At 63.2% G+C, this 22039-nt stretch carries 17 protein-coding genes and 1 CRISPR repeat array; of the genes, 3 read left to right on the top strand and 14 right to left on the bottom strand.

Annotated features, from left to right (window positions below; genetic code table 11):
* Positions 1 to 131: 131 nt before the first annotated feature.
* The 7 genes from AAFN84_RS20910 to AAFN84_RS20880 form a co-directional block, all read right to left on the bottom strand.
* Positions 132 to 1358, bottom strand: coding sequence for a CoA transferase (locus AAFN84_RS20910; RefSeq protein WP_347516630.1), 1227 nt, complete (start codon positions 1356 to 1358; stop codon positions 132 to 134).
* Positions 1355 to 2566, bottom strand: a complete 1212-nt coding sequence (locus AAFN84_RS20905) for a CoA transferase (protein ID WP_347516629.1) — start codon at positions 2564 to 2566, stop codon at positions 1355 to 1357. The genes AAFN84_RS20910 and AAFN84_RS20905 overlap by 4 nt, the downstream gene beginning before the upstream one ends.
* Positions 2566 to 3675 (bottom strand): nitronate monooxygenase, encoded by a 1110-nt coding sequence (locus AAFN84_RS20900; protein ID WP_347516628.1) that lies wholly within the window; start codon positions 3673 to 3675, stop codon positions 2566 to 2568. The genes AAFN84_RS20905 and AAFN84_RS20900 overlap by 1 nt, the downstream gene beginning before the upstream one ends.
* Before the next feature lie 24 nt (positions 3676 to 3699).
* On the bottom strand, positions 3700 to 4599 hold the full coding sequence (locus AAFN84_RS20895; protein ID WP_347516627.1) for an ABC transporter permease: 900 nt from the start codon (positions 4597 to 4599) through the stop codon (positions 3700 to 3702).
* Positions 4596 to 5561 (bottom strand): ABC transporter permease, encoded by a 966-nt coding sequence (locus AAFN84_RS20890; RefSeq protein ID WP_347516626.1) that lies wholly within the window; start codon positions 5559 to 5561, stop codon positions 4596 to 4598. Before AAFN84_RS20890 ends, AAFN84_RS20895 begins: the two co-directional genes overlap by 4 nt.
* 14 nt (positions 5562 to 5575) lie before the next feature.
* Complete coding sequence (locus AAFN84_RS20885; protein WP_347516625.1) at positions 5576 to 7120, bottom strand: ABC transporter substrate-binding protein; 1545 nt, start codon at positions 7118 to 7120, stop codon at positions 5576 to 5578.
* 120 nt (positions 7121 to 7240) lie between these two features.
* Positions 7241 to 7912, bottom strand: coding sequence for a TetR/AcrR family transcriptional regulator (locus tag AAFN84_RS20880; protein ID WP_347516624.1), 672 nt, complete (start codon positions 7910 to 7912; stop codon positions 7241 to 7243).
* A 129-nt stretch (positions 7913 to 8041) separates the two neighbouring features.
* Here AAFN84_RS20880 and AAFN84_RS20875 point away from each other — a divergent pair, with 129 nt between their 5' ends.
* Genes AAFN84_RS20875 through AAFN84_RS20865 form a run of 3 tightly spaced genes read left to right on the top strand, consistent with a single transcriptional unit; the run spans position 8042 to position 11340 of the window.
* Positions 8042 to 9073, top strand: a complete 1032-nt coding sequence (locus AAFN84_RS20875) for an ABC transporter ATP-binding protein (protein ID WP_347516623.1) — start codon at positions 8042 to 8044, stop codon at positions 9071 to 9073.
* Positions 9066 to 10103 carry an ABC transporter ATP-binding protein gene (locus AAFN84_RS20870; RefSeq protein ID WP_347516622.1) on the top strand — a complete coding sequence of 346 codons (1038 nt, stop codon included), beginning with the start codon at positions 9066 to 9068 and terminating at the stop codon, positions 10101 to 10103. Before AAFN84_RS20875 ends, AAFN84_RS20870 begins: the two co-directional genes overlap by 8 nt.
* A gap of 40 nt (positions 10104 to 10143) precedes the next feature.
* Complete coding sequence (locus tag AAFN84_RS20865) at positions 10144 to 11340, top strand: acetyl-CoA C-acetyltransferase (RefSeq protein WP_347516621.1); 1197 nt, start codon at positions 10144 to 10146, stop codon at positions 11338 to 11340.
* Positions 11341 to 11574: 234 nt separating this feature from the next.
* Positions 11575 to 13852: direct repeats of the CRISPR family, unit length 32 nt; unit sequence GTTTCGATCCACGCTCCCGCGAAGGGAGCGAC.
* A gap of 197 nt (positions 13853 to 14049) precedes the next feature.
* Here the strand turns inward: AAFN84_RS20865 and cas2 are convergent.
* From cas2 to cas3, 7 genes are all read right to left on the bottom strand, one after another.
* Positions 14050 to 14340, bottom strand: a complete 291-nt coding sequence (gene cas2, locus AAFN84_RS20860) for a CRISPR-associated endonuclease Cas2 (protein WP_347516620.1) — start codon at positions 14338 to 14340, stop codon at positions 14050 to 14052.
* Between the two features lie 9 nt (positions 14341 to 14349).
* Positions 14350 to 15384: a type I-C CRISPR-associated endonuclease Cas1c gene (cas1c, locus tag AAFN84_RS20855; protein ID WP_347516619.1), complete on the bottom strand. Its 1035-nt coding sequence runs from the start codon at positions 15382 to 15384 to the stop codon at positions 14350 to 14352.
* Positions 15381 to 16052 (bottom strand): CRISPR-associated protein Cas4, encoded by a 672-nt coding sequence (gene cas4 / locus AAFN84_RS20850; protein WP_347516618.1) that lies wholly within the window; start codon positions 16050 to 16052, stop codon positions 15381 to 15383. Before cas4 ends, cas1c begins: the two co-directional genes overlap by 4 nt.
* Before the next feature lie 4 nt (positions 16053 to 16056).
* Entirely contained in the window at positions 16057 to 17007 is a 951-nt protein-coding gene (cas7c, locus tag AAFN84_RS20845; RefSeq protein ID WP_347516617.1) for a type I-C CRISPR-associated protein Cas7/Csd2, read from the bottom strand.
* Positions 17004 to 18791 carry a type I-C CRISPR-associated protein Cas8c/Csd1 gene (gene cas8c / locus AAFN84_RS20840; RefSeq protein ID WP_347516616.1) on the bottom strand — a complete coding sequence of 596 codons (1788 nt, stop codon included), beginning with the start codon at positions 18789 to 18791 and terminating at the stop codon, positions 17004 to 17006. The genes cas7c and cas8c overlap by 4 nt, the downstream gene beginning before the upstream one ends.
* A complete protein-coding gene (gene cas5c, locus AAFN84_RS20835) occupies positions 18788 to 19456 on the bottom strand; it encodes a type I-C CRISPR-associated protein Cas5c (RefSeq protein ID WP_347516615.1) in 669 nt (222 codons plus the stop codon). The genes cas8c and cas5c overlap by 4 nt, the downstream gene beginning before the upstream one ends.
* A gap of 77 nt (positions 19457 to 19533) precedes the next feature.
* Positions 19534 to 21777: a CRISPR-associated helicase Cas3' gene (gene cas3 / locus AAFN84_RS20830; protein ID WP_347516614.1), complete on the bottom strand. Its 2244-nt coding sequence runs from the start codon at positions 21775 to 21777 to the stop codon at positions 19534 to 19536.
* Positions 21778 to 22039: the final 262 nt, after the last annotated feature.

The raw sequence follows: 22039 nt of genomic DNA, 5'->3' as shown, positions 1-22039 counted from the left end.
TCCCTGTTCGGAATGGTCGCGATGCTCCCTGATGACATCCGCGGTGAGCTCGCGACGAAGGAAATCCCTGACCTCGTCGCGGAAGGCCACCTCGTCTTCGGAAAATCGGAAATCCATGGGTTACCCTGCCGTCAGTTCAAAACGCCGGCGGCGTTCATTGCGTCGAATTCGCCCTGTGACATGCCGAGCAGGCCGGTGATGATCTCGTGCGTGTGCTCGCCAAGCAGCGGCGCGCGCCGATAGTCGGCCTGCAGACTGTCCATGCGCCATGGCAGCCCGAGTTGAGGAAATGTCCCGGCGACCGGATGAGGGGGCGCTACGATCATCCCGCGCGCCTGAAGCTGCTCGTTGGTCAGCAGTTCATCGCAGCGCAGCACCGGACCCGCTGCGACACCGGCTTTCTGAAGCAGGTCGGCGGCTGCATCCACGGACTGTTCCCGTGTCCACGCCTCGACCAGCCGGTCAATCTCGACGACGTCATCCACCCTGCCGGCGGCTGAGGTGTAGCGACCGTCTTCGCAAAGATCGGCGCGCCCGATCGCCTTGCAGAAAGACGCCCACATCCGGTCGTTCTGGACGCTGATCGCGATCCATTTGTCGTCTCCCGCGCACCGGTAGATGCCGTACGGCGCCTTCTTCCTGTCGCGGTTGCCGACGCGGCGCGGCTCGTTGCCGTTCATCGTGAAGTCGATGATGGCCTCCGGGATCAGCGTCAGCATCGCTTCGTACATCGCGAGGTCGATATACTGGCCCTTGCCGCTGCGTTCGCGCTCATGCAGGGCCGTCAGCACCGCGAAATGGCCGAATATGCCGCTGAGCGGATCGGGGAGCACGCCGCCATGGATTCGCGGGGCGCCATCGACATAGCCCGTGACGTCGGCGACGCCGCTGAAGAGATTGACGGTGCTGTGCAGCCCCCTCGTGTTCTTCATTGGCCCCGAACGTCCAAACGCACCGTTCGACAGCGCGATGAGGCGAGGGTTGAGTGCCGACATCGCCTCGTAGCCTAGCCCGAGCTTGTCCATCACGCCGGTCGAGAAATTGTCGACCATGACATCGCATACCGTTGCGAGCCGGCGCGCGACGTCCCTGCCAGCGTCGCTGGTCAGGTCCAGCGCGCAGCTCTTCTTGCCCGCATAAAGCGAATTGAAGTAGCCGCTGGCATCGGGATTTCCGTAGTGCCCCGGAGCAAACGGCGGCGCGCCGCGTGCGGTCATGCGCCCGCCGGACTCCACGACGATGACCTCGGCCCCAAGCCAGGCCATCCACAGCGTGCAGAACGGCACCGCGATGAACTGGCCGAGGTCGAGCACCCGCACGCCCGCCAATGGCAGAGCACGACTGTCCTGTGTCGTCATGTCGTCACCCTGGTACGCTTGTCGGCGAGAAGTGAGTTATGCTCGCCCAGTCGCGGAGCGGGCCGTCGCAGCGACCACGGTGTCCTGCTCAGGGCGAACGGAGCGCCGGCCATGCGGGCAGGAGCCTCGCCGATCGTGGTTTCAACCAGGCTCTCACGGCTGCGAACCTGATCGGAATCGGCCATCCGGCTGATGGGGTAAAACGGGAAGATCATCATCTTCGTCCGTTCCCCGAGCGCGAAGAGTTCTTCGCTGTCCAGCGATTGCGTCCACTTCGACAGATTGCCGCGAAGCTCCTCCCAGTTGGCGACGCGAGCGGCCTCCGTGGCGTATTTCTCCGACACGGCCCAATCGGGACTTCCAAGAGCCTCGACGAGACGCGTCCAGTGGATGTCCATGGGCGCCGCCACCGTGACGTAGCCGTCCTTGCATGGCAGGTAGAAATTGGGCATCCGGCCGATGGAGACAGGATTCAGCAGCCGATTGTACACCGCGTTGCCATAAGCGGACGGCATCAGGTCCCTCACCTGGATGCAGGCCGATGCGGCCTGTTCGCTCAGGTCGATATGGCAACCGCCCGAGCCGATGCTGCGCCCCCTTACCGCCACCATGACGGCGGTCGCGGCCGTGACGCCAGCCAGCGTCTCGGTGACGAAGCAGGAAGGGTGCAGCGGAGGTTCGTCGTATGGATGCTCCGCAGCGTCGGGAATGCCCGGCGTGCCGTAGGCAAGTCCGCTTGCCGCGAAAGCCGTCAGCTCGTCGCCGATACGCTCGCTCCATGGGCCGCCATCACCGAACGGCGAGACGACCGCAACGATCAGCTCGGGATACTGCTCTCTAAGATGGCGCGCAGAGACCCCGGAGGCCTCCAGTTCGGCCTCCGCAAGGTCGGTCACGAAGATGTCCGCATCAGACAACAGGCCGGCGAGCGCATCCCGCCCCTCATTCGTGGCAAGATCGACCATCACGCCGAGCTTGTTGGTGTTCAGATACGCAAACAGGCCGCTTGCATTGGGGTCTTCCTTGCCATCCGGGAACGGGCCCCGTTGCCGCGTTGGATCGCCGGACGGGCGCTCGACCTTGATCGCCGTGGCGCCGAAATCGGCAAGCAGCTTCGCCGTGAAGGCGGCAGCCGTGCCTTCGCCGAGTTCCACCACGGTCAGATCGGCCAAGGGACCGGCGGGTAGCTGGGGAGCAAACATCGACATCAGGCCCTCATCGCCTCGAGGCGGTCCATCGACCGCTCCGCCTCTTCCACGATGCGCATCACGATTTCGCTTGCCGGGCGCTTGCGCGTCAGCATTCCCGAAATCTGGCCCGCGGCATTGTTCGTCAGGTCGTCGCGATTGGCCTTGGTGGCGGCAGCCACGAAGTCATCCATCAGCACGCCCTGCAGAGGCATCGGCAGCGCCTTGAGCCCGGACGCCTCCCAGGCCTTGATGACGTCGTTGCGGTAGTCGCGGGCAGTCTTTCCGGTGTAGGCCCGGGTGATGACGAAGTCCTCGGCGGCTCCCCCGATTATCGCTTCCTGGTGGCCGGCGGGCGTGTGTGTTTCCTCGGACAGGAGAAACGCCGTGCCGATCCATACGCCGACCGCACCGAGTGCCAGCGCCGAAACCATGGCCTGACCGCTGGCGATCGCGCCGGCCGCGATGACGGGCTTGGGCGATATTGCCTCGACCACCGCCGGGATGAGCGCGAAGTTGGCGATCGTTCCCGTGTGTCCCCCGGCTTCGTAACCTTGCGTGATCACATAGTCGACACCTGCCTCCACCTGGCGCGCGGCGTTGCGCACCGTGCCCGCGAGTCCGAGAACCTTGATGCCGGCGGCATGCGCCTTCGGCACCGCCCAGCCTGGATCGCCGAGGCCCGCGGCAAAGGCAGCCACGCCCTCCTCGACAAACGCGTCAACCTGAGCCCGGATGAAATCGGGCGACATTGCCGTCCCCACAGCCTCAACCGGCTCGAGTCCGTGCGTCTTCAGGAGGTCCTCGAGAAACCGGGCATGGGCGGGGTGGTCCTTGCGGATCCTCAACCGCATCTCGCCCCGATCCGGGATCGACGCATTGTCCATGCTTGCCGGCAGAAGCAGGTTCACGCCGAAGGGCTTGTCGGTCAGTTCCTTGACCCGGCGGATGCGGCGACGCACTTCCTCGGCATCGAGCCAGGAACAGCCAAGGAAGCCCATGCCTCCGGCGTTGCTGACGGCGGCGACGAGCTCCGGCGGCGTTGCAAGGCCGCGCATCCCCATTCCTGCCTGCATGATCGGGTACCTGATCCCGAAATCATCGCACAAGGTAGTCCGTAACTGGCTCATGGCTTCCTCTTTCACCAGGCTCCGCTACCGCAGGCTTCTCTGCAGCTTGGGATCGAGGGCATCGCGGATGGCGTCCCCCAGAAAATTGGACGACAGCACGGCCAGGCAGATCGCCAGACCGGGAATGATGACGATCCAGGGCGCGGTCAGGGCCAGACTGGTGGCAGATCCCGTCATCATGAGCCCCCATGAGGACTGGGGCTCCTGGATACCCGCTCCGAGATAGTCGAGCGCCGCTTCCTGCACGATCGCAAGTCCCAGATAGGCCGTTGCGATCACCAGCAACGGAGCGAAGGTGTTGGGCAGGATGTGCCGGAAGATGATGCGGGTGTCGGAGCATCCCGTGGCCCGCGCCGCCTCGATGAATGTCGTGTTGATCAGCGACATCGTGCTGGCGCGCGCGATGCGGGCGGCACGAGGTACGATGGGCAGCCCAAGCGCGATGATGACGTTCGTCAGCGAAGGACCCAGAACACTTGTGATCGCCAGCGCCAGCAACAGCATCGGAAATGCCAGCAGCGCGTCCATTATCCGCTGCGACACCGTATCGAACCATCCGCCGAGATAGCCGGCAAGCACACCGATCGTCGTGCCGATCACGATGCCGCCCGTGCTGGCACCAAACCCGACCATGAGTGAAATGCGTGCGCCATAGATCAGTCGGGAGAGGATGTCCCGCCCGAAGGCGTCGGTACCGAGAAGGTATTGCGCGCTCGGAGGCTGAAAGAGCGCGGTCGAATCACCCACCGTCGGATCGTAGGGCGCGATCAGGGGCGCGAAGATTGCCGCGAGCACCATGATCAGCAGGACCACGGCACCGAATGCGCCAAGCGGATAGTCCAGGACCAGCCGGCCCAGCTTCTGGGTCCGGGTCGCCACCGGGATCATCGCGGACACGGGGGCAGCATCTACTGTCGTGCTCATGACGGCTTACCCTTCAGCCTCATTCGGGGGTCGAGCCAGCCATAGATCAGGTCGACGAGGAGGTTGCCGATCACGACGATGCCGGCCAGCAAAAGCACCACTGCCTGAGCGGCTGGATAATCCCGGTTCATGATCGCCGTTATGACGTACTGGCCGAGCCCCGGGACGTTGAAGACCGTCTCCGTGATGATAAGGCTTCCGAACAGGGCCGCGAACTCGAAGCCAATCAGTGTGACGATCGGCAGAGACCCGTTCGTCAGGCCGTGGCGGAAGATGACACGGGCTTCGGACAGGCCTTTCGCCCGCGCGGTGCGGATATAGTCTTCGCCAAGGACCTCCAGCATGATCGACCGCGTCATGCGCGCTATCAGTGCGAGCTGGCGGAGGCCGGCTGCTATGGCGGGCCAGATGAGCTGGGTGATGCTCTGGATGGGGCTCACCCAGAACGGTTCCCAGAACAAGGGTGCGCTCCATCGAAAGAACGTCACGAGGCTGAGAATGATCAGCAGTCCGACCCAGAACGATGGAGCGGCGAGGCCGGCGACGCTCAATGTCTGGAGCAGTCGATCGATCCAGCTCCCGGTGAAACGAGCAGCAAGGACACCGGCCGGCACCCCGAGCACCACGGCGATCACCATCGCCATGACGGCGATCTGTAGCGTGTACGGGAAGCGCGCGGCGATCTCGTCTGCGACCGGCGCGCCGGTCCGGATCGAGGTGCCCAGATCGAACCGCACGAAATCGCCGACCCAGGCTACGAATTGAACCGGGAGCGGCTGGTTGATGCCCAACCGCTCCCGAACTGCCTCGAGTTCCTGTTCGCTGACCACGCCGGCTCCGGCGCCCGTCAGCATCATCGCCGCGTCCCCCGGAATGACACGGACGATGATGAAGACGATGACCGCGACGCAGAAGAGCGTCATCAGCCCCGACCAAAATCTGGCGAACAGGAATTGAGCCATCAGCCAGCGCCTCCTCAACCCTCGAGGTAGACGTTGTCGAGCTGCATGTTGGTGTAGATGTCAGGCAGCGCCGACCACCCTTTCACCCTGTCGCTGTGCGCAGCGCCGTAGCCCACCCACGCCAGATTGATGTGGTAGAACGTCTTCATGAAGGCGAGCTGGAAATCGCGGATCAGAGCCTTGCGCTTCTCGACATCCGGTTCGCGCGATTGCGCCCGGTACAGGTCGTCGAGCGAGGGATCTTCCCATTTGCCGTAGTTGCGGCCGCCGAAGCTGGTATAGCCTTCACCGAGGATCTGGTCTGGCAATGAACCGCTGACCGCCACCGAATGGACCACCAACTGGAACTCGCCACGGTTCTCCGCGGTCGCGAATGCGCCGGCGTCGCGCACGTCCACCGATGCATCGAACCCGATCGCATTGAGCTGCGAAGCGACGTTGATTGACGAGTCGCGGAAAGCCGGCAGGTCGCCTCTCGCCAGCAACGAGACCTTGAAGCCCTCCGGCACTCCGGCCTCCTTGAGAAGCTCGCGCGCCCTGGCACGATTGGCCTCGATGTCGCCGCCGGCATCCGGCAGCGTATCGTAACCGGCGAACTCGCGGATTTCATCGGTCGATAGTTGGTAGTCGCTGCCCGGGAGCAGAAGTCCGTAGCTGTGGTAGAACGCGCCGGCGAGCGGACCCACCGTGGCGATGAACGCACTCCGATCGATTGCAAGCGACAGCGCCTCGCGCACCCGCACGTCGTCGAACGGCTTCTGCGTAACGTTCGGGATCAGGTTGATGAAGGTGGGAGTCGGCCGGCGCAGCGCCGTGACGCCCGGTGCTTCGCGAAGCGTCGTCAGGACAGCCTCGCTGGCAAACAGGAAGCACGCGTCGATGCGTTCGCCCTGCAGTGCCACTCCGCGCTCGATCTCGCCCCTGATCGGAAAGAACTGGATCTTGTCGAGATGCGCGGGCGTGCCGAAATAGGCTTCATTGCGCTCGAGTTCGTAGAGCTGGCCATCGATGGACCGGCCAAGCTTGAACGCACCCGTGCCGACGATCTTGCGCTTCATGCCGACACCCTCGGCGTCGAGCGGTTCGACCACGGCCTTGGGATAGATGACATTGAACGGATTGCTGACGAGCAGCGGGAAATCCGGCTGAGGCTGGGACAAAGTGATCTTCAAGCCAGCCGCACCTACAGGCTCGATGGTGGCAATGTTGCCAAGCAGGCCGCGACGAGGGCTGACGATGCCCGATGGCGGCGCCTTGACGCGATTGAGGCTGTAGATGACGTCGTCGACGGTGAGATCGGTACCGTCATGGAATTTCACGCCTTGGCGCAGCGTGAAGGTGACGGTCAGTCCGTCGTCCGAAACTTCAAACTTTTCTGCAAGGTCGGGAAGAAGCTGGGTCGGATTTGCGGGATCGACGCGCATCAGCGTCGAATAACAGGGAGCACCGACGTGCTGGGTGAGGTAGGTCGTCGTCTGGTGCAGATCGAAATCCGGCGGATCGCCGCCGCTGCTGACCCTTAGCGTACCGCCGGGCACGGGCGCCTGTGCCCACGCCATGCTTGGCAGCACCGCTGATCCAAGCAACGCGCCGGCTGCAGCCTTAAGGACGCTGCGGCGAGGCAAACTTCCACTTAAACCTAGCTCTCTAACCTTCATACTACGGACTCCCATTCGTCGCTATGCAGATTTGGGGCCTTTTTTAGTCTTGTTCTTAGGCAAGCCTCGGCCCGTGGGAGACAGCCCTTTTATGAGCATGTCGCTCATTAGCTCGGAAATCTGGCCGGGCGTCATCGACCCCTTCGGCCGGTACCACTTCGGTATCCAGTTGATTGCGCCCAGGATGGTAAAGCCCGCGAGCTTGACATCCGCGCACTCGAATTCACCTGTCGCAACACCGGCCTCTATGATCGTGCGGAGGCCGCGCTCGAACCGATCCCGCTTGCGCACGTAGTTGGAGCGCTGCTCTTCGTTCAGGCTATCGAGGTCCGTCTGCAGGATGCCGCCAAAGCCTTCGCCGGCCACCGCCTCGATGTGACGTGTGAGGATGATCCGCATCCTCTCGGTTGGCGCCAGCGTTTCGTCGTCAGACGCCTTCAGCGCATCGAGACTGAGCTCCATGCTGCGCATATGGCATTGGTAGACGAGGTCCTGCTTGTCCTTGAAATAATAGTACAGGCTACCCTTCGTCATGCCGAGTTCGTTGGCGACGTCCTGGATCGTGAAGGCGGAGAGCCGCGAGTCCCGCAGCATATTCGCGACCAGGCGAAGGATCGCTTCGCGCCGACCATCCTTCGCGCTCGGCACCCCATCCCAACGCACGCGTCGCCGCGCGCTCGTCTTCTCTTTCACTGTTTCATCCGGCTGTTCGGATAGCTGCGCTTTCGGCACGTTTGAAACCAATTTCATTTGTTTTGACACTGTGTTCAAATTCTTATAACTTGGGTTCAAGAGTGTCAACGGTTCATTCGGGGTGAGCGATTGCTAGTTTCGGACGCAGATCAGCAGAGCGGCCCAGGGCTGGCCGTGCCGGACAAGGAACCGTTGCTCGAGATTTCGGGATTGACGGTCGAGTTCGGCTCCGGGCCAGCGAGGGTCAGGGCCGTCGACGGCGTGAGCCTGACTGTCTATCCGGGCGAGACGCTGTGCGTGGTCGGCGAGTCCGGCAGCGGCAAGAGCGTCACCGCCCTGAGCGTCATGCGGCTGATCCGCGAACCTGCCGGTCGCATCGTTTCGGGCAGCATCAAGTTCCGCGGCCGCGATCTCAGCACGCTCTCCCAGCAGGAGATGAGGAAGATCCGCGGCAAGGAGATCGCGATGATCTTCCAGGAGCCCATGACCTCGCTCAACCCGGTCTTCACGATCGGCGAGCAGATCGCCGAGTCGATCCGGCAGCATGATGGATTGAGCAGGCGCGATGCCATGGACAAGGCGACCGAGCTGCTGGGTCTGGTGCACATCCCCTCGCCCGCCTCCCGCATCAAGGAGTATCCGCATCAGCTATCGGGCGGGATGCGGCAGCGGGTCATGATCGCAATCGCACTGGCGTGCGATCCGAAGCTGCTTATCGCCGACGAGCCGACGACGGCGCTCGACGTCACCATCCAGGCCCAGATCCTCGAGCTTTTGCTGGAGTTGAAGGAAAAGCTGTCGATGGCGGTGATGCTCATCACGCACGACATGGGCGTGGTCGCGGAGACGGCGGAGCGCGTGGCGGTGATGTATGGCGCGCGCGTCGCCGAGGAGGCCTCGGTCGACGACCTGTTCGAGAATCCGATGCATCCCTATACGCAGGGTTTGTTGCGATCGATTCCCCGTATCGATCTGGACAACGAGACAAAGCACCGGCTGGAACAGATTCCCGGATCGGTCCCCATCCTGCGGAGCGACACCCCGGCAGGATGCCGTTTTGCGCCGCGGTGCAAGTTCGCAAAGCCCGACCATTTCACGCGGACGCCTTCCCCCCGCGAGATCACGCCCGACCACAAGGTGAGTTGTTTCCTGTATGACTGATACGACAGCCACGCCGCTTCTGAGGGTGGAAAACCTCAGGACGTATTTCCCTCTTTCGTCGGGGTTCTTCGGCAGGTCGAATGGCAAGGTTCACGCTGTCGACGACGTCAGCTTCGATCTCGCGGCAGGGGAAACGCTGGGGCTCGTCGGAGAGTCCGGCTGCGGGAAATCGACCACGGGCCGCTCAGTGCTCAGGCTGGTCGAACCAACCTCCGGCTCGATACGCTTCGAAGGCCGTGACATCGCGGCTCTGTCGCGAACCGAGATGCGCGGCATGCGCAAGCAGATGCAGATGATCTTCCAGGATCCCTACTCGTCGCTCGATCCGCGCATGAGCATCGGCTCCACCCTGGCAGAGGCGATGATCGTCAACGGCATCGCGCGCACCCGCAAGGAGTGCGACGAACGCGGCGCCCAGCTTCTCGAGCGCGTCGGCATGTCCGCCGATCACATGCGCCGGTATCCGCACGAATTCTCGGGTGGCCAGCGCCAGCGCATAGGCATCGCCCGCGCCCTGGCGCTCAGCCCGAAGCTCGTCGTCTGCGACGAACCGGTCTCCGCGCTCGACGTGTCGGTTCAGGCCCAGGTCGTCAACCTCCTGCAGGACCTGCAGCGCGACTTCGGCCTCACCTACCTTTTCATCGCGCACGACCTGTCGGTCGTCGAGCATATCTCGTCACGCATTGCCGTGATGTATCTCGGCAAGATCGTCGAGATCGCGCCGTCGCGCAAACTCTACTCAACCCCCGCCCACCCCTATTCGCGCGCGCTTCTGTCGGCGGTGCCCATCCCCGATCCAAAGAAGAAGAACCGTGGGCGCATGGTTCTCAGGGGCGACGTGCCCTCTCCGATCAATCCGCCTTCGGGCTGCCGCTTTCACACGCGCTGCCCGATGCGGGTTCCGTCCTGTTCCATCAACGAGCAGAAACTGACGGAAATATCACCCGGGCACTGGGTCGCTTGCCAGGTGTTCACCGGACAGATCGCGGACGGGCGGCCCGCGGGCGAGGTCGAGCAAGCGGTCGCATAGTGACCGGATCCCGTTCCCCGACATGGCATTGGAGTATCCCATGAGACGCGCAGCAATCGTCAGTCCATTACGGTCGCCCATCGGGACGTTCGGCGGCACGCTGCGTGACATCGGCGCGGCCGAACTGGGCTCCGTCCTCGTGAGGGAGCTTCTCAAGCGCACCGACATCGACCCGGCGAGGATCGAGGATTCCGTGTTCGGCCAGTCCTATGCGAATGGTGAATATCCCTGCATCGGGCGATGGATTGCGCTCGCGTCGGGGCTGCCGGAGACGATCCCCGGAATGCAGCTCGACCGGCGATGTGCAAGCGGCCTGCAGGCGCTGACCACTGCGGCGGCGATGGTCGAGACCGGCGCCTGCGACGTCGTGCTTGCCGGCGGCATCGAATGCATGAGCGCGATCGAATATTATTCGACGGACATGAGGTGGGGCAAACGGGCCGGCGGCAGCGTCCTGCACGATCGTCTCGAACGTGGCCGCGAGCGTTCGCAGCCGGTGGAGCGCTTCGGTCAGATTTCCGGGATGATCGAAACCGCCGAGAACCTCGCCAGGGACTATGACATCTCGCGCGAAGATGCCGACGCATACGCGGCAGAGAGTCATCGCAAGGCAGCAGACGCCTGGGACAGCGGCCGCTTCGATGACGAGGTCGTCGCCATACCGGTTCCCCAGCGCAGGCGCGACCCTATCGTCTTCGCGCGTGACGAGGGGATAAAGCCGGGCACCACGGCCGAAGCGCTTTCGCGACTGAAGCCGATAATCCCCGGCGGAAAGGTGACGGCTGGCAATTCCAGTCAGCAGAACGACGCCGCCGCGGTCTGCCTCGTCGTGGCCGAAGACATGCTGGAGACGCTGAACCTTCGCCCGATGGGCTTTCTGGCCGGATGGACGGCGGTCGGTTGCGCGCCCTCCCATATGGGCATAGGCCCCGTACCGGCGACCGAGCGCCTGTTGAAGCGTCTCGGCATGACACTCGACGATATCGGTCTGATCGAACTGAACGAGGCTTTCGCCGCGCAGGCGCTGTCGGTGCTGCAGAGCTGGGACGCGGTCGGCGATCCGCGGGTCAACGTCAACGGATCGGGCATCTCGCTCGGCCATCCGATCGGTGCGACGGGCGTGCGCATTGCCGTGACGCTGCTCCACGAAATGCAGCGCAGCTCTGTCCGCTACGGCCTCGAGACCATGTGCGTCGGCGGAGGCCAGGGCATGGCCGCTCTCTTCGAAAGAGCCTGAAACCGGCGACAAGGCGCCGCAATATTGTCGCAATGCATCGTGGCGTTCCGCGCATGGATCGGCGACTGGAAACGCCGCATGGGCCCCCTGCCGCTGGCGGCGATTGGCGGGCTGACGCCGCACCGGCGCGTCAGCATGTTCGAGCACGGCGCAGACAGCCCCGCAGTGGGCACCGCCGTCCTGCTCAATCGCGACCCGGAGGCAGTAGCCCTGTCGCCCAACAATGATGTGGTCGTTTCGATCCACGCTCCCGCGAAGGGAGCGACGTCTTCCACATTCGCCGCTTCGTGAGAGGCAACGGTTTCGATCCACGCTCCCACGAAGGGAGCGACTCCGTCGCATCAAGCAATGCGCATCATGCGGGGAGTTTCGATCCACGCTCCCGCGAAGGGAGCGACGGCATTATCCCTTGCCTGTAGCTCGGCATCGCTCAGTTTCGATCCACGCTCCCGCGAAGGGAGCGACACAGCTCGTTTGCACAGAATGGCGTGATGAGCCGGTTTCGATCCACGCTCCCGCGAAGGGAGCGACATTCACCGCGATGGAAGAGGCGGTGCAGAAGATGTTTCGATCCACGCTCCCGCGAAGGGAGCGACGGGCAGCGGGTTCGCGCAGGAAGGGCAAGTGTGGCTGTTTCGATCCACGCTCCCGCGAAGGGAGCGACGGCGGACGTCGCGCAGCACAAAGCCATAGCGGCCGTTTCGATCCACGCTCCCGCGAAGGGAGCGACCGGCGCACCGGATCATCTGGCACGACCTGGAAGACGTTTCGATCCACGCTCCCGCGAAGGGAGCGACGTGAACCGCAGGTTCTGCCAGGCAGGCGTTGCGGGTTTCGATCCACGCTCCCGCGAAGGGAGCGACGTCGCCGGCATAGTCTCCGCACGCATTGCGGCCGTTTCGATCCACGCTCCCGCGAAGGGAGCGACCACCGCCCTATCCGAGCGAGACGCCACCATAGCCGCGTTTCGATCCACGCTCCCGCGAAGGGAGCGACACGTGGCGCGCATGCGCACGCTCAACATGCTGCAGTTTCGATCCACGCTCCCGCGAAGGGAGCGACCGAATCCTTCACCAACTCTCATATGGAGCGGGGGTTTCGATCCACGCTCCCGCGAAGGGAGCGACGCCCGCGCCGTGCTTGCCGCCCTCTCAGATGGTGTTTCGATCCACGCTCCCGCGAAGGGAGCGACCCTGTCTGAGAGGTTATTGCGGCAGTTCGGTCAGTTTCGATCCACGCTCCCGCGAAGGGAGCGACGATGCCCTGGATGGGGGCGCGCACCGCTGCCAACGGTTTCGATCCACGCTCCCGCGAAGGGAGCGACGCCCCTATCTTTCCGCTGCGAAAAGGAACGCCGACGTTTCGATCCACGCTCCCGCGAAGGGAGCGACGCCCGCTGCTTGGTTCGTTCGGTGGATTTGCCCTTGTTTCGATCCACGCTCCCGCGAAGGGAGCGACGACCCTTGACGCGGATCCAGTCGAGCAGCGTGTGTTTCGATCCACGCTCCCGCGAAGGGAGCGACTCGCACGCCTCACGAAGGCGAGAGCCCGCGCTGTTTCGATCCACGCTCCCGCGAAGGGAGCGACGCATCCACCGCATGGACGAGACGAAGCGCTCGGTTTCGATCCACGCTCCCGCGAAGGGAGCGACGCAACCTGCCGATCGCGACGGGCGCGCTCGCGACGTTTCGATCCACGCTCCCGCGAAGGGAGCGACCCTGATGGCCATGGCGGGCGGCCAATGAGTGCGCGTTTCGATCCACGCTCCCGCGAAGGGAGCGACGCGGCTTCGTCGGCAAGGTCGCGGGATTTGAGATGTTTCGATCCACGCTCCCGCGAAGGGAGCGACTTTGCGCCGGGCGCCGGCAGAGCCTCGAATGCAGAGTTTCGATCCACGCTCCCGCGAAGGGAGCGACGTCGTCCGTGAGGTTCTGCTAAGGGATCATCTGGTTTCGATCCACGCTCCCGCGAAGGGAGCGACCAGATGCTCGCGGACGCGCTCAATCAGGCAAGGGTGGTTTCGATCCACGCTCCCGCGAAGGGAGCGACAGAGACCTTACATGACCGTTTTGGGCGATGTAAAGTTTCGATCCACGCTCCCGCGAAGGGAGCGACCCAACCGCCTGTCTGGTCAGGTCGTTGATGTCTGGGTTTCGATCCACGCTCCCGCGAAGGGAGCGACCTGAGAATTTCCATCCCTACGAGGTGCGGCCGCGTTTCGATCCACGCTCCCGCGAAGGGAGCGACGCTCCCGGCGTCCAGAATGTCGAAGTTGGGTACGAGTTTCGATCCACGCTCCCGCGAAGGGAGCGACGCCGGCACACGCTGGCCTTCCGCGTGAGGCAAGAGTTTCGATCCACGCTCCCGCGAAGGGAGCGACCTTGAGCCAAAGCGGCTGTTCGCCCCCATGAGCGTTTCGATCCACGCTCCCGCGAAGGGAGCGACTTGGGCGCGTCCGAAAACAACAAATGCGCCTCGTCGTTTCGATCCACGCTCCCGCGAAGGGAGCGACCCTGCTGCCCTATCGTACTGAAAACATGAGCACAACCGCGCTGTGCGCGCGAACGACCAACCGACCGGCCGGACTTTCCATATTCCAGGCCAATCACTGAAAAAAGCTCTAACGATTTCAAAGAGCTGGCCCAGTGCGAACCTGCCGGGCTTTTGCGGCACGCTTCACGTTCGCGCAGGCTTTTCCAAGAACGGGGTTCAGACGATCAGCGGACCGTTGAGGTCGGCGGCAGGCTTCGCGCCGACATGCTCTACCCGGCGCTGCCAGTTGGCCCCGAGATAGTAGTAGCGCAGGCTGTCCGTCGCGGGATCGATGATGCCCTCCAGCCGGGATTTGAGCCGCGTCCATTGGGCCGGGTCGACTTCGATCTCGAACACCGAGAACTGCACCCTCTGTCCGAAGTCCCGGCATGCCTTTGCGACGCCACGAAGCCGCTTTGCTCCATTCCCTTCCGTCGTGGCGACGTCATAGGTGACAAGCACCAGCATTGCCAATCCTCACTTCCAGAACCATGGTGGATAGGCGTCCATGTCGCCGCGCAGATGACGCGACAACATCTGCGCCTGCAGATGCGGCACCAGCCCGAGCGGCGCTTTCTCCCCCAGAAAGGCATGGGTCCGCTCCTCGCGCTTTCTTTCCTGCCAGGCAGTCAGCACGGTGCGACGCGCCTCCTCGCTCATCAGAACCGCGCCACCCTCCTTCGTCTCGAAATCCCGCGCTCTCAGCTGGCGTCGGTTGATGAGCGACAGTGCGAGGCGATCGGCAAGAATGGGACGCAATTCCTCCATGAGATCGAGCGCGAGGCTCGGCCGGCCTGGCCGATCCCGATGAAGGAAGCCGGCGGCGGGGTCGAGCCCGACGGTCTCCAGCGCCGAGCGGCATTCATGCGTGAGCAAGGTATAGAGAAACGACAGAAGCGCGTTGACCGGGTCGAGGGGCGGGCGGCGCGAGCGCCCGCGCCAGCGCAGCTCGACATCGGGCGCGCGGATCAGATGGTCGAAGACCGAGAAATACAGGTTGGCGGCCTCGCCTTCCGAGCCGCGCAGTCGCTCCAGCGTTTCGTCGGCAAGCTCGACTCGCCGCAGAATCTGCGCGAGCCGTTCAGCCGCCCGTCGAAGCGCATCGCGTGCGGTCGGCGGATCGTCGTCGCCGTGGTCGCGCAAGGCGCGCATCAGCACGGCCCGCTGGTTCGCGATCTTGCCGATCAGCATGGAGCGCACGATCTCCTCCGGCGTGTCGCAAGCGCGGTATTGCGCGCGGCGCAACAGGACGTTGCCGCTGGTCGGCCCGTCGATCCGCGCCTGAAACCGCCCATTGCGGTCAAGCAGCGTCAGCGTGATGCCTGCGCCCGCAAGGGCGGCAATGAGCGCCGGCGATATGTGTATCGCGCCAAACGCCACCACGCCCGCCAGCATGTGCAGCGGCACGCGGCTGCGCTGCGCCCCGTCCACGTCGGCGACGAGATTATCCCCGTCCTTGCGCAGTGCGGCGCCCTCTGTTGTGACGTAGACGGTGTTGAGAAGCTTCTTCATGATGGCACCTGTTCGGCCAGGCTTGCCTCCACCATCCGCCGTCGCCACGCCCGCACCGGCCTGGCAAACGTGTCAGGACGGCAAAGCGAGAGAAGCGAGCAGGCGCGGCAACGTTGCCGCTGCGTCGTGGGCGGCGGCGTCCTGCCAGACACCAGCACCTCGCGGAGCGCGGCAATCGTGTCGCGCGTGAGGCGGCGCAGTTCGTCGTCGAACGGGACAACGACGCGGCGACGCGTTTCGCCGTAGAACAATGCGCCCTCGGGTACCGGCCGACCGGTCATCTCCTCCAGGCACAGCGCCTGCGCGCAGAGCTGAACCTCGTCGGCGCGGTGCAGCTTCGGCTTGCCACGCTTGAACTCCACCGGGAAGGCGGTCTCACCCTCCCCGTCCGGAATGAACTCGACCACGTCGGAGACGCCGGTCAGATTGAGCGTTCGCGAGGCAAGCGGCAGCGCCATGACCCGGCGCGTGCCGCGCACTCTGCGGCCGCCGCCCTTGTCGGCAACGGCATGCATGACGTGCCCCTCGGCGGTGAACCGGTTGTCGGCCCACATCCGCTCGACATGGATGAGCGCTGCCTGGCGCAGACAGTAGACGGCGTGCTGGAGCGCAGAGAGAGGAACGGGATCCGCCCCTTCCGCCTCGGAAGTACCCTCCCCGCCGTTCATGGTCCTACAGCTTCTCGATGATCTCGACACCTTCCGGCAGGTTCTCGCGATCGATCTCGACGACATAGTCGGAAAAGGCGCGGGCAGGCGGCAGGTTATCGAGGCGCGCATCGATCTCGCGTAACGCACCGTCGACATTGCGGCCGATTCGGATGCGCTCGAACAACGTATGGGCCGGGGCGTTGCCCAGCGCGTTCTCATGCCTGAAAACGATGAGCTTGCGTGTCGCCATCTCGCCGCGCGCCGCCGAGCGGTCGTGCTCGAACATTGTACCCAGCGCCTCGAACAGCAGCTCGAGATCGTCCTGTGAGAACCCCGTCTTCTCGGCGAACTTGGCGGAGATGAAACCGTGCGCGACGTAAAGCCCGTAGGGCACGATGTGCTTGCGGCCCATGGTGCGGTTGTCGACACGATCGCTCGAATCGTCGCCTTCGGCCTTTTGCTTCTTTTCCGCCTCGTTGGTCGCCGCCATGCGGGTGATGGAGATTTCCAGTGGCATTATCGCTTCCACGGATCGTGCGAAGCTCATCTGAACCGGCCCCTTCACTTGCCCGGCATTGATGCCGGTCGACATGACGGCACCGAAAGTGCGCACGTCGAAGAAGTTCCTGCACATGAAACCCGTGAGCTTTTTCGCTTCCTCGTCATCCTTCGGGTTGAGCTTAGCGTCCTTCGCCGCCTTCGGGTCATCAGGCCGCAGCGCTTTGTAGGCCTCGCGATGCTTCTCGTTTAGGATGGCGCCTTCCTGCACATAGATGTGGAAACCGTCCTGCCCGCCCCGCGCGAGATCCACATAATTCCGGATCTTGCGCTTGAGGCTGACATCGGTGACCAGCCCTCGGTTGGTTTCCGGATCGAGGCGCGGCAGGTTGCCTGCGTCCGGGTCGCCGTTTGGGTTCCCGTTGACGACCTCGAACAGCAGGGCGAAATCATAGCGGTTGGAAATCGGGGTCATTCGTTCTCTCCCTCGGGCAACGAGTTTGTGGCTTTCTTGAAGAATTCGCTGCGCTGGTGGTGATAGCCGAGGCCAAACCAGGCCTGCTCCTTGGCGGACAACGCGACGGGAAACGGGTCCTTGTCAGGTGCGTCCGAAGGCACCATCAGGTCCATGATTCCGCGCACCTGTTCATCGAGCCGGAACCACCAGCCCGGGCTGGTCTTTCGTATCTTGGCAAGGTGTTTGGACGAACCGCCGTCCAGTACCGCAAACACCTTGCGCGGCGTGGCTGAAGCAGAGCCGTAGAACTTGTCCTTGATGGTGGCGTTGACCTTGCCGCCCAGCGCTGCGCGCTGGATTTCCTCATAGAGCGCGAAGAGCCTGCCCAGCAGATATCCTCTGTTCGTGATCGTTGGATCGAATCCCACGGGTGCCTTCTCCCTAAAGTTGCGGATCAACAGAGCTTTCAGAATGCCTGCGCGCAGCGCGTCTATGCGTCCATCGGCACGGATACGCGTGAGAACCGAGGACATCAGCGTCATCGGATAGTTCGTGCCGGTGAGGATCGAGCGCATCCACTCGCCGGCCAGATTGGGCTGTACGTTCTCGCGCTTGCCGAGCACGGCGGTTTCCTGAAGGTAGCGCCACAGCGGCGGATAGCCGTCGCGCGGCGGCGGTTCGATGCGCATGTCGGCGATGAAGCGCTGGTAGTTGGTCACCAGCACGCCAAAATCGTCGGCGTAGTAGAAGCGCACTGAAAGCCGTGCCGCGTTGGGCGCGAGCCCCAGCACGTAGAAGCGCACCCCGCTGGCCAGCTTCGGCGCGATCTCGACCAGCGGCCGGCCTTGCCGGATGCGCTCCAGCCTGTCGCCGATGCTTCGCGCCGCGACCTTGTCCTCGATCTCGATATCTTCGCTGCTGGGTTGCGGGCCGCTATCCATGCAAAACGCGAAGATGGCTTCCGCATCGGCCGCAGCTTTCATGTCCGACGCATCCGCCCAGAACACGGTCGACGCGTCGCCGATCTGCAGCCGGTGACCGCTGTCGCGCTCCAGAAAGCGGTTGAGAACGGTGGTGTAGGCAAAGGCCGCGGCCTCGGAGACGGGCGCATTGTCGCCGCTGCTATGCCCATACGACTGATAAGCATCGTCATTAAAAGAAACAATGAAAGCGCCGGAAGATTGTGCGTTGTCGACACCCTTGATCGGAGGATGTGAATCTGCAATCCGACCTCTGGCTCCGAGGACAAGGCACGTAGCATCCAGCGCCGGCTGCATGACCATAAGATCCGACCAGAGCGCAATGGCTGCGGGTCTCTGGTGGAGGAAACACCGCTTGTACTCACTTTCCAAAGCGAAAACGATATTACAATCGACTAATTCATCCGCCCAATTCAGAGAGCCGAAATCGTCGGCATTCCAGCGCTCCAAGAACGCCAAAAGGGCCAAGAACCCTTCGTCAGACTGATGCTCCAGGACCTGCTGGTGATATGAAACAAATTTAGCATGCTCAAGTTCGGTGCGATCTGATGGCTTAGAAGTAACACCAAGAGAATATGCAGATTTGTCCCAAAGGAAATTTGGCTTGATGCCGGACGTTCTCTGCGTCAGCGGCGCGGGAACAGCCAGCTTCGGCCCACGCATTTTTCGACCACTAAGTAGTCGAAGATCCACCGGATCGAAAGCGACGTTGCCATTGCTTTGCAGAACGATGCAGAAGCCAACCTCAACACGCGCGTACCCGAAGGGCGGCGCATCGGGCAGGCGCTCATAGGCCTTGGCGAGCGAAGCAAGGATGGTCATCGGCGCACCTCGGCCGACGATGGATGGGGAACGCGCACCACGCCGTTGGCCATCGCCGCGCGGAAGAACATCGACGGGCGGCCTTCGGCCCGATGGTCGATGTCGAACAGCATGAAGCCGAGATCGCGGCTTTCGTCGATTGCATGGGGCAAGGCCGCATCAGCGTCCAGCAGTTCGAACCGCGCGGCGAACTCGCGCGTGCCCAGGCACGGCTGGTGAAAGCACTGCCCCTTTGCCGCACGCCGGTTGAACGTATCGAGATGCTTGCCCTCATTGTCATCGGGTCCGGCGCGCGCGGTCATCTCGAAATGCGCTTCGATCACATAGGCCGGCGCGACGAGCACCGTGGCGGCGCGCTGCTGCCTGTCCTCGTCGACGAGCAGGCTCAGCCCTTCAAGGTCGCCGCGCTTCATCGCCGACTTGATCTTGCCGGCCGGCGCCTTGTGGCCGACCTCGTTCCTGCGAATGGACTGGAAGCGGATCGGCTCCAACACATGGATCGCATCGACGACCCAGCGTATCGCCGGCTTCCAGTGAATCGCTTCAAGTATGCCGCGCGCGGCCGATGGCGTCATCACGTCATAGGAAACGCGCTCCACCTTCATTTCCGGCCTCGTAAACAACGCGTAGTCGCCCGAGACCTTCAAACGGATTCCGTAGCCCAAAGCCCCGCCCCCAAACGGTCGCCGTCAAGTCAGTTTGCCGTTTCAGTGGCAACATTGGTCGCTGCCACTGCACGCACTCACCAGACAGACACCTCCACCGACAGATAGTCGGCATCCTCCCAGATCAGGCCACTATCCCCCCGGTATAAGCTCTCACCCTCCAGCACAGCGAACTGGTCGCCCCTGACCTGCGGCGCAACAAATTTCACCTGACCGTTCCGGATCAGCACATCTCGATCCTTTGGCGGAACTTGTACTACATAAGTTTGCAGGTCTCGGGAAAATCTTCCAGACGAAATCTCCGCCACAAAAAGTTTATCTACAACATCTCGCGCTTCTTTCTCGATCGCAACAATAATCGGCGCCATTCCGCTTTCGATCATTCGGAAATCCTGCGCCACGCTGCGATAGGCAAAATCGGTGCCCCGCGCGGTGCAGACGAAACGGCTGACGATGTCTTTCTCGTCCAGCCCCTTCGCGCCGACGCGCCAGTAGACCTCACCGAAATAGTCCTCGATCGCTGCGAGAGAGGTCAGGTCGTCATGGCGATCGATCATCCGTTTCATGTCGCCGACCAGGCCGCGGATTTCCATCGGCGGCTTGTAGTCGGGTGCCGTGAACACCGTCATCATGCTGTCGTCGCGCGCGCGTCGTCCCTCGCGGTTGACGCGACCGGCCGCCTGGATGATCTGGTCCAGTCCTGCCTCGGCGCGAAAGCCGACGGGGAAATCGACATCGACACCCGCCTCGATCAGGCTGGTGGCAACCAACCGGCAAGGCTTTCCCTCGGCAAGGCGCTTGCGGACATCGGCAATGATGCGGCGGCGGTGCGCGGCGTACTGGCGCGTCGTCAGGTGGACGACACCCTCCAGCCCCGCTGCCGTTGCCTGATTGAACAGATCGAGCGCGTGACGGCGGCTGTTGACGATGACGAGCGCCTGTTCATGGGGCGCCAGCGCCTCGACCAGCGCTGCGTTATCCATCTCGCCGCCATGGCGGATGCGTGTGCGCGCCAGTTTGGTGGCGAGCTCCTCCGGCTCGGGTGCGAGTTCGCGCCCCTCCAGTGCAAGCCCCGCGTCGAACCCCGGCCGGCGGGAGAGAGCCGGCTGCGTAGCCGTGCACAGGGCGATGGTGCAGCCATAGCCGCGCGCCAGTTCATCGAGCATCTGCATCACAGGCGCCAGATAGTGCCGCGGCAAGGTCTGGGCTTCATCGAGGATGATGATGGAATTGGCGATGTTGTGCAGCTTTCGCGTGCGCGAGGGCCGCGCCGCAAAAAGGCTCTCGAAAAGCTGGACATTGGTGGTGACGACGACCGGCGCTGACCAGTCTTCCATCGCAAGCTTCAGCTTGTCGCGCTGCTCGCGTTCGTACCCTGGCCGAGCATCCTCATCGATAGAGGAATGATGTTCGAGCACATGCTCCATGCCCAGCACGTCGCGAAAGATCTTGGCCGTCTGGTCGATGATGCTGGTGAACGGGATCGCATAGATGATGCGCGAATGGCCGTGGTGGCGGGCGTGGTCGAGCGCGAAGCCGAGTGAGGCGAGCGTCTTGCCGCCACCTGTCGGCACCGTCAGCGTGAACAGGCCGGGTGCCAGCCGGGCGCCCTTCCGCACATGGCCGAGAATCTGCGCCCGCATCCTGTCGAGTTCGCTCGCTGGTTCGCCAAACGTCGCGATCCGCGCATTGAAGCGTGCCGTAAGATCTTCGAGCAGATCGCCGAGCGGTGCCCACTGGCGATCTGCCTGAGCCTTGCCGAGTGAACTGTAATAGCGCTCGGTGTCGCGGAAATCCGCATCCACCAGACATGAAAAAATCATCCTGCCGATAACAGAGATGGCAAAGTCGCGCTTGACCCTGTCCTTCGGCAGATCGTGCATCATCGGCGGCACGAGGTTCGACACGTCTTCGCCGATTTCGTCGCGCCATGCGGGCTCGATCTGCAGCGGTCGCTCAATGCGCGTGTCAAAGGCGGCATCGGTATCGTTGCGGCGATCGGGCAAGCCCACGTGGTGACCAAGGATTGCGTAGCCAATGATCTCGGCCATCGCCCTGTCGTCACCCGAAGTGATCTGTCGCAGTATTTGTGCGCCGGCATTGGAATGCTCGACAGATATATCGGCCCCTTCCAGACGGCGCTGGAACACGGGATCATACTTGCCGAGATCGTGAAAGAGGCCTGCAATATAGGCCGCTCGCTCCACTCCGATCGGCCGTCCCATTTCGCCCGCTAGCCTGGCAACCGCGAGCAGGTGATCCTTCAGTCCCTGCCAGTCTCCCTTGTCTGCCCCGCTCCCGCTGTGCGCATACCACCTCATTGGCTCCCCCCTTTTTGCCGAAAAGCACCAAGCGGGTAGCATCTAGCCAGATCGTATCCTTGGAAACAAACCTACCATCTGGTTCGCCTTCGGCGTCGCGGAAGCCTCCGCGCGTCAGGCAGCGAGGGCTGTTCGGCAGAGTGGCTCCAGAGGCGACGTCAACCAACGCGCGTTCAGAGGAACAATATCATGTGCGGTTCACGCTGATGACGTCAATGAAACCGCACCGCCCGTCGCGCCCCTATAACGAACGATAATGTTG

The sequence above is a fragment of the Mesorhizobium sp. CAU 1741 genome (assembly GCF_039839275.1).
Lineage (GTDB): Bacteria > Pseudomonadota > Alphaproteobacteria > Rhizobiales > Rhizobiaceae > Aerobium.
This window is presented reverse-complemented; position numbering and strand designations above follow the sequence as displayed.

What these genes read in the sequence shown, in the direction of transcription:
- cas3 (WP_347516614.1), bottom strand. Translation starts at nt 21,777, where the DNA reads ATGAGGTGGTATGCGCACAGCGGGAGCGGGGCAGACAAGGGAGACTGG.
- AAFN84_RS20900 (WP_347516628.1), bottom strand. Translation starts at nt 3,675, where the DNA reads ATGAGCCAGTTACGGACTACCTTGTGCGATGATTTCGGGATCAGGTAC.
- AAFN84_RS20885 (WP_347516625.1), bottom strand. Translation starts at nt 7,120, where the DNA reads ATGGCGTGGGCACAGGCGCCCGTGCCCGGCGGTACGCTAAGGGTCAGC.
- AAFN84_RS20890 (WP_347516626.1), bottom strand. Translation starts at nt 5,561, where the DNA reads ATGGCTCAATTCCTGTTCGCCAGATTTTGGTCGGGGCTGATGACGCTC.
- AAFN84_RS20905 (WP_347516629.1), bottom strand. Translation starts at nt 2,566, where the DNA reads ATGTCGATGTTTGCTCCCCAGCTACCCGCCGGTCCCTTGGCCGATCTG.
- AAFN84_RS20865 (WP_347516621.1), top strand. Translation starts at nt 10,144, where the DNA reads ATGAGACGCGCAGCAATCGTCAGTCCATTACGGTCGCCCATCGGGACG.
- cas1c (WP_347516619.1), bottom strand. Translation starts at nt 15,384, where the DNA reads ATGAAGAAGCTTCTCAACACCGTCTACGTCACAACAGAGGGCGCCGCA.
- cas4 (WP_347516618.1), bottom strand. Translation starts at nt 16,052, where the DNA reads ATGAACGGCGGGGAGGGTACTTCCGAGGCGGAAGGGGCGGATCCCGTT.
- cas8c (WP_347516616.1), bottom strand. Translation starts at nt 18,791, where the DNA reads ATGACCATCCTTGCTTCGCTCGCCAAGGCCTATGAGCGCCTGCCCGAT.
- AAFN84_RS20895 (WP_347516627.1), bottom strand. Translation starts at nt 4,599, where the DNA reads ATGAGCACGACAGTAGATGCTGCCCCCGTGTCCGCGATGATCCCGGTG.
- AAFN84_RS20870 (WP_347516622.1), top strand. Translation starts at nt 9,066, where the DNA reads ATGACTGATACGACAGCCACGCCGCTTCTGAGGGTGGAAAACCTCAGG.
- cas7c (WP_347516617.1), bottom strand. Translation starts at nt 17,007, where the DNA reads ATGACCCCGATTTCCAACCGCTATGATTTCGCCCTGCTGTTCGAGGTC.
- cas2 (WP_347516620.1), bottom strand. Translation starts at nt 14,340, where the DNA reads ATGCTGGTGCTTGTCACCTATGACGTCGCCACGACGGAAGGGAATGGA.
- AAFN84_RS20910 (WP_347516630.1), bottom strand. Translation starts at nt 1,358, where the DNA reads ATGACGACACAGGACAGTCGTGCTCTGCCATTGGCGGGCGTGCGGGTG.